Here is a 10,590-nt window from a genome sequence, read left to right on the forward strand (position 1 = left end):
GTAATGCGTGCCGGATCAACCGGGTAAGAGTGCAATCGAGGTCCGCGGCGTCCGCAAGGTGTTCGGTACCGGGGACGCCCAAGTCGCCGCTCTCGACACGGTTTCGGTGTCGATCCGCGAGAACGAGTTCTTCACGCTGCTGGGGCCGTCGGGCTGCGGAAAGACGACGCTGCTGCGGCTGATCGCCGGCTTCGATTTTCCCAGCGAAGGCGAAATCCTGCTGCACGGGCACGACATCGCGCCGCTACCGCCGTTCAAGCGGCCAGTCAACACCGTGTTCCAGTCCTACGCGCTGTTCCCGCACATGACCGTGGCCGAGAATATCGGCTTCGGCCTGGAGATGCTGGGCAAGCCGAAGACCGAAATCAAGGCGCGCGTCGCCGAGATGCTGAAGCTGGTCAAGATGGAGGCGCTGAGTGCCCGCCGCACCAGCCAGATCTCCGGCGGCCAGCAGCAGCGCGTGGCACTGGCGCGCGCGCTGGCACCGCAGCCAAAAGTGCTGTTGCTCGACGAGCCGTTGTCGGCACTCGACTACAAGCTGCGCAAGGAAATGCAGATCGAACTGAAACGGCTGCAGCACCAGACCGGCATCACCTTCATCTTCGTCACCCATGACCAGGAAGAAGCGCTGACCATGTCGGACCGCATCGCGGTGATGTCGGCCGGCAAGATCCTGCAGGTCGGCACGCCGCGCGATATTTACGACCGGCCGGCCGAGCGCTTCGTTGCCGACTTCATTGGCGAAACCAATTTCCTCAAGGGCACTGTCGTGTCGAAGAAATCCGGTATCGCGATGGTGAAGATCGCCTCCGAAGCGACGGTGGCGGCGGGATTTCCGGAAAACTTCGACCCTTCCGGCGCGGTGACTGTTGTGGTGCGGCCGGAACATGCCGATCTCGTCGCCGATGCCGCCAAGGGCATGGTCTCGGGAACCCTGGCAAATGTCGTCTATTTCGGCACCGACACCCACTATCACGTGAAGCTCGACGGCGGCGACGATTTCATCGTGCGCCACCAGAACAGCCGCTCGGGCGCCGTCTCATTCGAGCCGGGCGTCAAGGTCGGTGTCGTGTTCGAGGACGATGGCGCGCGCATTTTGAGGGATTGATGGCAGTCACGTTTTCCAAGGCGGCGGTATTCGAAGCGGAGGCGGAGAAAGCCACTGCAAGGCGCCACCGCCTGCTTTCGCTACCGGCTTTGGTAATCATCGGCATCTTCGGCGTGCTGCCGCTTCTCATCATCCTCATCTATTCATTTCTCGCCGCAGCACCCTATGGCGGGGTGCAGTGGAAGTTCTCGACAGACGCCTATCTGAACTTCCTGTTCCAGCGCGATATTTTCGACGACACGCTGCAGTTCACGCCGGATTTCCTGATCATCTATTTGCGCTCGTTTCTGTTTGCCGTGGTGACGACGATCATCTGCCTGCTGCTCGGCTTTCCGACCGCCTATTTCATGGCGACGCGACCGCCGGCGCAGCGCAACTGGTGGGTGCTGCTGATGACCATCCCATTCTGGTCGAACCTTCTGGTGCGCACGCTCGCCATCATGTTCATCATCCGCGACGAAGGCCTCATCAACAACGCGCTGATGGCACTGGGGGTGATCGAGAAGCCGATCACCATGCTCTACACCAACTTCGCCATCCAGCTCGGCCTGCTCTATTCGTTCCTGCCGTTCATGGTGCTGCCGCTCTATTCCAGCCTGGAGAAGCTGGATTTCCGGCTGGTCGAGGCCGCCTACGACCTCTACGCGACACGTCGGCAGGTGCTGTGGCGCGTGATCATCCCGCTGTCGCGGCCCGGCATCATCGCCGGCTGCCTGCTGGTCTTCATTCCGGCCCTCGGCGCTTATGTGACGCCGCTGATCCTGGGCGGCGGCATCCATCTGATGATCGGCGATCTCCTCGCCCAGCAGTTCGGTTCCGGGCGCAATTGGCCGCTCGGTTGCGCGCAGGCGCTGATCCTGATGGCTGCGGTGCTGGTGGCGCTCTACTTCTATGTCCGCAACACGTCGGGGAAGATGGCGCATGGCTGACCCCCGCAGTACCGATATCAAGGACCAGCCGGGGTTCCGCTCGATCGCCATCATCTGCCTCTGCGTGCTCTACGCGCCGATCCTGATCCTGATGATCTTTTCGCTGAATACAGGGTCTCTGGTGACGCGTTGGGAGGGCATCGGGTTCGGCTGGTATGGCAGGGCGCTGTTCAACCAGGAATTCCACAACGCCGCCAAGAACACGCTGATCATCTCTGTCACCGCCACGATCGTTTCGACGATCGCCGCGACGCTGGCGGCAATCGGCATGACCCGCGTGAAGCCGTGGCGCGGGCTGTCGGCCGCCTTCATGGTCATCAACCTGCCGCTGATGGTTCCAGAAATCATCACAGCGGTGGCGACGCTCTCTTTCTTTGCGTTGATCGCGGGCACTTTCGGGCTCAATTTCGGCATCGGCAATCTGATCCTCGCCCACACCGTTTTTTGCATTCCATTCGCCTATATGCCGATCCGGGCGCGGCTCGAGGACATGGACCTGACGCTCGAAGCTGCGGCGGCCGACCTCTATGCCACGCCGTGGCATGCTTTCAGGCGCATAACGCTGCCATTGCTGGTTCCCGGCATCCTGTCAGGTGGGGCGCTCGCCTTTATCGTCTCCTTCGACGATTTCACCATCACGCAGCTGGTCGCCGGCCCCGGGCAGACGACGCTGCCCCTCTACATCTGGAACCAGATCAGGCGGCCAATGACGCCGGAGATAAATGCCATCTCCACCATCCTGCTGCTGGTTTCGATTCTGTTCGTCTCAATCTCGTTCCTGATCGCGCGCCGACGCGCCAAGTAAATTATAGGCCAGTGAATCAATGCGAAGGCAAAGGAGAGCGTGATGTCTAGGAAAATGATGGCTGCCGTGTCGACGGCGGCGCTTTTATGGGCGGTGCCTGCGCTCGCCGACGGTGAGCTGCACATCTACAATTGGGGTGACTACACCAACCCGAAGCTGATCGAAAAATTCGAAAAACAGTACAACGTCAAAGTGACGCTGGACGACTACGATTCGAATGAGACGATGCTGTCGAAGGTACGCGCCGGCAATTCCGGCTATGACATCGTCGTCCCTTCCGACTACACCGTGAAGATCATGATCGATGAGGGCCTGCTCGAAAAGACCGAGCCCAATGCGATGCCGAACGGCAAGAACCTCGACCCGCGCTTCGTCGACATCTACTGGGACAATGGCCGTCACTACACCGTCCCGTGGCAATTCGGCACCACTGCGTTCGAAGTCAACACCGACAAATACAAGGGCGACATCGACACGCTGGCGATCCTGTTCGATCCGCCAGACGAGTTGAAGGGCCAGATCAACATGCTCGACGATGTCAACACTGTGATGCATGCGGCCGAGCGCTATGCCGGCGTGCCGCGCTGCGGCGCCGACAAGGCCAATCTGAAGAAGGTCAACGACATACTGATGGCCGCCAAGCCGTCATGGAAGACCTTCAGCTACGACACCATAACCAAGATCACCTCCGGCGACGTGATCGTTACCGAGGCTTGGAATGGCGCAACCTATCGTGCGCGCCAGAAAATCCCGGCGATCAAATATGCCTATCCCAAGGAAGGCATCGAAGGCTGGATGGACAATGTCGCCGTGTTGAAGGGCGCCAAGAATCTCGAAAACGCCAAGCTGTTCCAGGATTTCGTCATGGCTCCGGAAAACGCGGCGCTGATTTCGGAATTCGCCGGCTACGACAACGGCATTGCCGGCAGTCACAAGTTCCTGCCGCCCGATTTCGCCAGCGCGCCGGAAATCAATCCGCCGGCCGGTGCACCGGCGGCGGAATTCGTACCGCCTTGCCCACCGGAAGTGGTCGAGATCTACAACAAGATCTGGACCAATTTGCGCAAGTAGCCTTGCTCTAGGATCAGACTGAAGGGAGGCTTCGGCCTCCCTTCCTTGCGCAAGGGGGTTGGATGAAATCTTACCGCAACAGCGAACCGGCGCCGCCGATCATGCAGGGTTCGCCGCCGCAGATGGTTCCGCCGAAGCTCGACTGGGACCGGCCGCCATGGAACCGATGGGCGTTCCAGCATATCCGCGAAATTCTGCCGACCGTCGAAGTCTGGCGCGGCAACGGCCATCGCCACAGGCTGGACCGGGCCGAGGTCGATTTCGATGCGCTGCCGGTGAGCGACAGCACGGGTAAGGCGACGACGCTGGCCGGGCTGCTCGACGAGACCTACACCGACGGGTTCCTCGTGCTCAAGGACGGCAAGGTCGCCTATGAGCGCTACTTCAACGGCATGACCGAGCGCACGCTGCATCTGTCGCAGTCGATGGCGAAGTCGGTCACCGCATCGGTGTTCGGCATACTGGTCGGACGCGGGCTGATCGATCCGGCTTTGCCGGTGACGACCTATCTGCCGGAGCTGGAGGCGACCGGCTGGGCAGGCGCCAGTGTGCAGCATGCGCTCGACATGACGAGCGGGCTGAGCTTTTCCGAGGAATACACCGATCCCTATTCGGACATCGGCCAGGTCGATGTCGCCACCGGCTGGAAGCCGGTGCCGCCGGACAGCGATCCGGCCTTCCGCTGGCCGTCGCACATATTCGAGTTGATCCTGGGGCTTAAGGAAAAGAGCCGACCGCACGGCGCTGCCTTCGAATACCGCTCGATCGAGACCGACGTGCTTGCCTTCATCATGGAACGGGTGAGCGGCAAGCGCCTGGCGCAGCTGGTCTCGGAAGAGCTCTGGCAAAAGCTCGGCGCGGATGAAAGTGCCTGCTTCACCGTCGACAGCGCCGGTTATGCAGTTGCCGACGGCGGCTTCAACGCCACGCTGCGCGACTATGGCCGCTTCGGCCAGCTGATCCTCGACAATGGCGGCGGCGTGGTGCCGGCCGACTGGATCGAGGCGACGCGCAATGGCAGGCATGGACCGGACTTCAGTCCCAGCCTGCCGGAAGGCAGCTACCGCAACCAGTTCTGGATCGAGGACCCGCGCTCGCGGGCACTGATGTGCCGGGGCGTGTTCGGGCAGCTGATCCATATCGACTGGAACATGAAAATGGTCGTGGTGAAGCTTTCGAGCTATCCGGATTTTACCAACGTCGCCTATTCGGTGGCGACTTTGAAAGCCGTGCACGCGATCGCCGCGGCGCTCGCCTAGAACGCCAAGACCGAAGGAAGCTCCAATGGCCGGCAGGACCGCGTTCGAGACCAGGTATGGCTTTGCCCGAAACCAAGTGCTGCTCGGCAATTGGCGAGAAAGCCCGTTCAGCCGGTGGTCGTTCCAGAATGCCGGCGAGCTGGTGCCGAGCGCTGCCGTGGCGGCAAAGCCGGGCAGCAGCGAGGCGCCGGCGCAGGATTTCGGCGGGCTACTTGGTGAAAAGGTCGCTCTTGCAGGCGGCGCGGGGACTGTCGCAGCTTTTCTCAAGCGCTCCGATACCGACGCGCTGACGATCATGAAAGGCGGCAAATTCGTCGGCGACTGGTTCGCACCGCATATGGAGTTCGGGGCGCGCCACATCGTCTTTTCGATCAGCAAGTCGCTGACCGCGATTGTTGCCGGGATATTGGCAGGCGAGGGGATTTTCGATCCGCAGGCTCCGGTAAGCCGCTATCTGCCCGAAGCTGCCGGCTCGGCCTATGGCGATGCGAGTGTGCGGCACGTGCTCGACATGGGTGTCAGCCTCGACTTCGAAGAGGCCTATCTCGATCCGGAAAGCGCCTTCGCCCGCTATCGCCGCGCCATGCTGTGGAATCCAGGCGGGGGCACCGAGAGCCTGGCCACTTTCCTCATGACGCTGCAGGGCCTGGCCGAGCCGCATGGCCGGACGTTCCGCTACCGTTCGCCCAATTCCGACCTGCTCGGCATCCTGCTCGAACGTGCGTCGGGCCGGCGCTTCGCCGATCTGATGCGCGAGAAATTATGGGAGCCGCTCGGCGCTGTCAGCGAAGCTTCGGTAACCGTGGACATGGAAGGCACGGCGCGTACGGCCGGCGGCATTTCGGTGACGCCGCGCGACCTCGCCCGGGTCGGCGAGATGATGCGGCAAGGCGGCATGGCCAATGGCTGCCGTATCGTGCCGGAGAGCTGGGTGCGCGATACGACCGAAACTGGCGGTGACGCCGAGGCTTGGCAACGCGGCACGATGGCGTTCCTGTTTCCGCGTGGCCGCTATCGCAACAAATGGTACCAGACGGGCGCGGCAAGCGGCGCCTTCTGCGGCATCGGCATCCACGGCCAGTGGCTTTACGTCAATCCGATGGCCGAAATTGTAATCGCAAAGATGTCGTCGCAGCCGGTACCGGTCGACGATCCGCTCGATCTGGATATGATTTCTTTCTTCGAGGCGCTGAGCCGGATGGTCTGATCCGATCCAGACAGCCCGCAGCTTCCTGTGGACCTCTCAGCGGGTTGAAAACGTCGCGGTTGGCGCAGCGGGCGTCTCCGCCTATGGTCGCTGCTCTTTTCGACTAACGACAGGTACGACATGGCATCCGACATCAAGCGCATCGCAATCATCATAGCCGCCGAAATCGGCGCGCGGCCCGAACAGGCTGCGGCGGCGATCGGTTTGCTGGACGACGGCGCGACAGTGCCGTTTGTGGCGCGTTACCGCAAGGAGGTCACCGGCGGCCTCGACGACACGCAGCTGCGCGATCTTGCCGAGCGGCTCGCCTATCTGCGCGAACTCGACGCGCGCCGCGACACCATCCTTGGTTCGATCCGCGAGCAGGGCAAGCTAACCGAGGAGCTTGAAGCGAAAATCGCTGCTGCCGTGACCAAGGCGGAACTCGAAGATATCTACCTGCCTTACAAGCCGAAGCGCCGGACCAAGGCGGAGATCGCGCGCGAGCGTGGGCTGGGCCCGCTGGCGGAAGCTATTCTCGCCGACCGTGCGGCCATGCCCGCCGAGCTGGCGCTGGCCTACATCAGCGAAGACGTGGCAGACGCCAAGGCAGCGCTCGAGGGTGCGCGCGACATCCTGTCCGAGCAGTTCGCCGAGAATGCCGACCTGGTCGGCAGATTGCGGACTTATATGAAGGAACGCGCATTCCTGCGGTCGCGCGTCGTCGACGGCAAGCAGGAGGCCGGCGCCAAATTTTCGGACTATTTCGACCATGTAGAGCGCTGGGCCAACGTGCCGAGCCATCGCGCACTGGCCATGCTGCGTGGCCGCAACGAGGAGGTGCTGTCGCTCGACATCGAGGTCGATGCCGACGATGTGTCACCGGTGAAACCGGTCGAGCGGATGATCGCCGACGCCTACGCCATCGGCCGCCAGTTGCCAGGCGACCGCTGGCTGATGGAGGTCGCCGGCTGGACCTGGCGCATAAAGCTGTCGCTGCACCTGACGCTCGATCTGATGCGGGACTTGCGCGAGCGGGCCGAGGAGGAAGCAATCCATGTCTTCGCCCGCAATCTCAAGGATTTGCTGCTTGCCGCGCCCGCCGGCTCACGGCCGACGATGGGCCTCGATCCGGGCATCCGCACCGGGGTCAAAGTGGCGGTGGTGGACGGCACCGGCAAGGTTCTGGCGACGACGACGGTCTATCCGTTCCCGCCGAAGAACGATGTCCGCGGCACGCAGGCCGAACTGGCGAAGCTCATCCGGCTGCACAAGGTCGAGCTGATTTCGATCGGCAACGGCACTGGCAGCCGCGAGACCGAAAGGCTGGTGGCCGACATGCTGGCTGATATGCCGGCCGGGTCCGGGCCGAAGCCGCTCAAGGTGATCGTCAGCGAGGCCGGCGCCTCGGTCTATTCGGCGTCGGCAACGGCGGCGGCGGAATTTCCCGGCCTCGACGTGTCGCTGCGCGGGGCGGTGTCGATCGCGCGGCGCCTGCAGGATCCGCTCGCCGAACTGGTCAAGATCGAGCCGAAGTCGATAGGCGTCGGCCAGTATCAGCACGATGTCGACCAGTACCGGCTCGGCCGCTCGCTGGAAGCGGTGGTCGAGGATGCGGTCAACGCCGTCGGCGTCGATCTCAACACGGCGTCAGCGCCGCTTCTGGCGCGGGTTTCGGGTCTCGGCGCATCGCTGGCCGAGGCGATCGTCGCGCACCGGGACGCGACCGGCCCGTTCGCCAGCCGCCGCGAACTGTTGAAGGTCTCCCGCCTTGGACCCCGCGCGTTCGAGCAATGCGCCGGCTTCCTGCGCATTCCAAACGGCAGCGAACCCCTCGATGCCTCGGCCGTGCATCCGGAAGCCTATGGCGTTGCCAAGAAGATCGTTGCGGCCTGCGGGCGCGACGTCCGCTCGCTGATGGGCGACAGCGCCGCACTCAAGGCGCTCGATCCGCGCGTCTTCGTCGATGAGCGCTTCGGCGTGCCGACGGTGCGCGACATCCTGGCGGAGCTGGAAAAGCCCGGCCGCGATCCGCGCCCCGGCTTCAAGACCGCGACCTTTGCCGATGGCATCGACGACATCAAGGATCTGAAGCCCGGCATGCAGCTTGAAGGCACCGTCACCAATGTCGCGGCTTTCGGCGCCTTCGTCGATATCGGCGTGCACCAGGACGGATTGGTGCACGTCTCGCAACTGGCTGATCGGTTCATCAAGGACGCGCATGAAGTGGTCAAGGCGGGCGACGTGGTCAAAGTGCGCGTCGTCGACGTCGATATCAAGCGCAAGCGCATCGGCCTGTCGATGCGCAAGGACGGCGACGGTGGCGCACCGAAGCCACGCGACAATGGCAGCAGGCCGGTGCCGCGCGCGCCGGCGCCCCAACGCCAGCCGGAGCGGCCGGCGCAGCAGGGCGCGTTCGGCGCCGCGTTGGCCGATGCGTTAAAGCGGAAATAATTTCGCGAGCCGGGCTGTGCCAGGTCAGACGGCGGCGCTCGACATTGATGATCCATCACCAATGCTCATGGATCGGCGAAGCTATTTCGTTTGATTTTTTTAGGACGGGAGCCGATAAGCCGCGCGTTTCAAGATTTCTGTTTCGATGCATGTCGTTATCTCCAGGCTGCCGAACACCCTCGGGTCAGGCCCGCGGGCAAGCTTTGGGCGACATGCATGAGTTTGGGAGACCGAGAGCCATGGCCGCCGACAAGAACGCATTCGTCTGGGATGATCCTTTCCTGATCGAGGACCAGCTTTCGGAGGACGAGCGCATGGTGCGCGATGGCGCCGCGGCGTTTGCCGCCGACAAGCTCGCTCCGAAGATCGAGGAAGCCTACCTCGAGGAAAAGACCGACGCCGGGATCTTTCGCGAAATGGGCGAGGCGGGTCTGCTCGGCATCACCATCCCCGAGGAATATGGCGGGCTCGGCGCCAACTACGTCACCTACGGGCTGGTCGCGCGGGAAGTGGAGCGGATCGATTCCGGCTATCGCTCGATGATGAGCGTGCAGTCGTCGCTGGTGATGTATCCGATCCATGCCTATGGCTCGGAAGAACAGCGCAGGAAATACCTGCCGAAGCTGGCGTCGGGCGAATGGATCGGCTGCTTTGGCTTGACCGAACCTGATGCCGGTTCCGACCCGGGCGGCATGAAGACGCGGGCCGAGAAGACCGCGAACGGCTACAGGATCTCCGGCTCGAAAATGTGGATTTCCAACGCGCCGATCGCCGACGTTTTCGTGGTCTGGGCAAAGTTGTCCGACGAAAGTGGGGGCGCGCATGACAACCAGATTCGCGGCTTTATCCTGGAAAAGGGCATGAACGGGCTGTCGGCGCCGAAGATCGGCGGCAAGCTGTCGCTGCGCGCCTCGATCACCGGCGAAGTGGTGATGGAAGGCGTCGAGGTCGGCGAAGATGCGTTGCTGCCCAATGTCTCGGGCCTGAAGGGTCCGTTCGGCTGTCTCAACCGGGCGCGCTACGGCATCTCCTGGGGTGCCATGGGCGCGGCCGAGGATTGCTGGCACCGCGCCCGCCAGTATGGCCTTGATCGCAAGCAGTTCGGCAAGCCGCTGGCCGGCACGCAGCTTTTCCAGAAGAAGCTCGCCGACATGCAGACCGAAATCGCGCTCGGCCTGCAGGGTAGCCTGCGCGTCGGGCGGCTGATGGATGAAGGCAAGATGGCGCCCGAGATGATCTCGCTCGTCAAGCGCAACAATTGCGGCAAGGCGCTCGACATCGCCCGCCAGGCCCGCGACATGCATGGCGGCAATGGCATCCAGATCGGCTACCACGTCATGCGCCACGCCCAGAACCTGGAAACCGTCAACACCTATGAGGGCACGCATGACGTGCATGCGCTGATCCTCGGACGGGCGCAGACCGGGTTGCAGGCGTTCTTCTAGCATTGGCAGGGGTCCTCCGCTTCCAGGGCGCCATTGCCTGGCATCCCCGCAAGGCGGGCGATCGGCAGCTTTCGTCGGCGGTGTCACATTTTGTTCTTGCTTTGTGCCGGCAGCTATGCTATTAATTTGGGTATGGTGCCAATGGGCGCCGACGACCCGCCCACCGAGGCGGGTTTTTCTTTCAGCTTCTTTTCGACCAAGCGTCGCGTGTGCTGCCGATCATCGATATCGGCGGGACCGCGCCCGGTGCTGACCCGCCGCACTTCGGCTCTGCAGCGTTGCAACGTCTTGCCGCCACACTGCGGAATCCCGGGGTCGGCGCTCCGTTTCGTG

At 62.9% G+C, this 10,590-nt stretch carries 8 protein-coding genes; all 8 read left to right on the forward strand.

What is annotated here, in order from left to right; genetic code table 11:
• The first annotated feature begins 7 nt into the window (after positions 1 to 7).
• Positions 8 to 1,108 (forward strand): ABC transporter ATP-binding protein, encoded by a 1,101-nt coding sequence (locus NKJ12_RS12050; protein ID WP_352702845.1) that lies wholly within the window; start codon positions 8 to 10, stop codon positions 1,106 to 1,108.
• Positions 1,108 to 2,037, forward strand: a complete 930-nt coding sequence (locus NKJ12_RS12055) for an ABC transporter permease (RefSeq protein ID WP_352702847.1) — start codon at positions 1,108 to 1,110, stop codon at positions 2,035 to 2,037. Before NKJ12_RS12050 ends, NKJ12_RS12055 begins: the two co-directional genes overlap by 1 nt.
• A complete protein-coding gene (locus tag NKJ12_RS12060; protein WP_352702849.1) occupies positions 2,030 to 2,842 on the forward strand; it encodes an ABC transporter permease in 813 nt (270 codons plus the stop codon). Before NKJ12_RS12055 ends, NKJ12_RS12060 begins: the two co-directional genes overlap by 8 nt.
• Positions 2,843 to 2,884: 42 nt before the next feature.
• On the forward strand, positions 2,885 to 3,913 hold the full coding sequence (locus NKJ12_RS12065) for an extracellular solute-binding protein (protein ID WP_352702851.1): 1,029 nt from the start codon (positions 2,885 to 2,887) through the stop codon (positions 3,911 to 3,913).
• A 62-nt stretch (positions 3,914 to 3,975) separates the two neighbouring features.
• Positions 3,976 to 5,172, forward strand: a complete 1,197-nt coding sequence (locus NKJ12_RS12070; RefSeq protein ID WP_352702854.1) for a serine hydrolase domain-containing protein — start codon at positions 3,976 to 3,978, stop codon at positions 5,170 to 5,172.
• Positions 5,173 to 5,197: 25 nt separating this feature from the next.
• The gene (locus NKJ12_RS12075; RefSeq protein WP_352702857.1) at positions 5,198 to 6,379 is read left to right on the forward strand and encodes a serine hydrolase domain-containing protein; all 1,182 of its coding nucleotides are present in this window, start codon (positions 5,198 to 5,200) and stop codon (positions 6,377 to 6,379) included.
• A 120-nt stretch (positions 6,380 to 6,499) separates the two neighbouring features.
• Complete coding sequence (locus NKJ12_RS12080; RefSeq protein WP_352702858.1) at positions 6,500 to 8,812, forward strand: Tex family protein; 2,313 nt, start codon at positions 6,500 to 6,502, stop codon at positions 8,810 to 8,812.
• A gap of 239 nt (positions 8,813 to 9,051) precedes the next feature.
• On the forward strand, positions 9,052 to 10,257 hold the full coding sequence (locus NKJ12_RS12085) for an acyl-CoA dehydrogenase (RefSeq protein ID WP_352702859.1): 1,206 nt from the start codon (positions 9,052 to 9,054) through the stop codon (positions 10,255 to 10,257).
• The last annotated feature ends 333 nt before the right edge of the window (positions 10,258 to 10,590 follow it).

This window comes from Mesorhizobium sp. M0195, from assembly GCF_040322115.1.
Taxonomy (GTDB): domain Bacteria; phylum Pseudomonadota; class Alphaproteobacteria; order Rhizobiales; family Rhizobiaceae; genus Mesorhizobium.

What these genes read in the sequence shown, in the direction of transcription:
- NKJ12_RS12070 (WP_352702854.1), top strand. Translation starts at nt 3,976, where the DNA reads ATGAAATCTTACCGCAACAGCGAACCGGCGCCGCCGATCATGCAGGGT.
- NKJ12_RS12055 (WP_352702847.1), top strand. Translation starts at nt 1,108, where the DNA reads ATGGCAGTCACGTTTTCCAAGGCGGCGGTATTCGAAGCGGAGGCGGAG.
- NKJ12_RS12060 (WP_352702849.1), top strand. Translation starts at nt 2,030, where the DNA reads ATGGCTGACCCCCGCAGTACCGATATCAAGGACCAGCCGGGGTTCCGC.
- NKJ12_RS12065 (WP_352702851.1), top strand. Translation starts at nt 2,885, where the DNA reads ATGTCTAGGAAAATGATGGCTGCCGTGTCGACGGCGGCGCTTTTATGG.
- NKJ12_RS12085 (WP_352702859.1), top strand. Translation starts at nt 9,052, where the DNA reads ATGGCCGCCGACAAGAACGCATTCGTCTGGGATGATCCTTTCCTGATC.
- NKJ12_RS12080 (WP_352702858.1), top strand. Translation starts at nt 6,500, where the DNA reads ATGGCATCCGACATCAAGCGCATCGCAATCATCATAGCCGCCGAAATC.
- NKJ12_RS12075 (WP_352702857.1), top strand. Translation starts at nt 5,198, where the DNA reads ATGGCCGGCAGGACCGCGTTCGAGACCAGGTATGGCTTTGCCCGAAAC.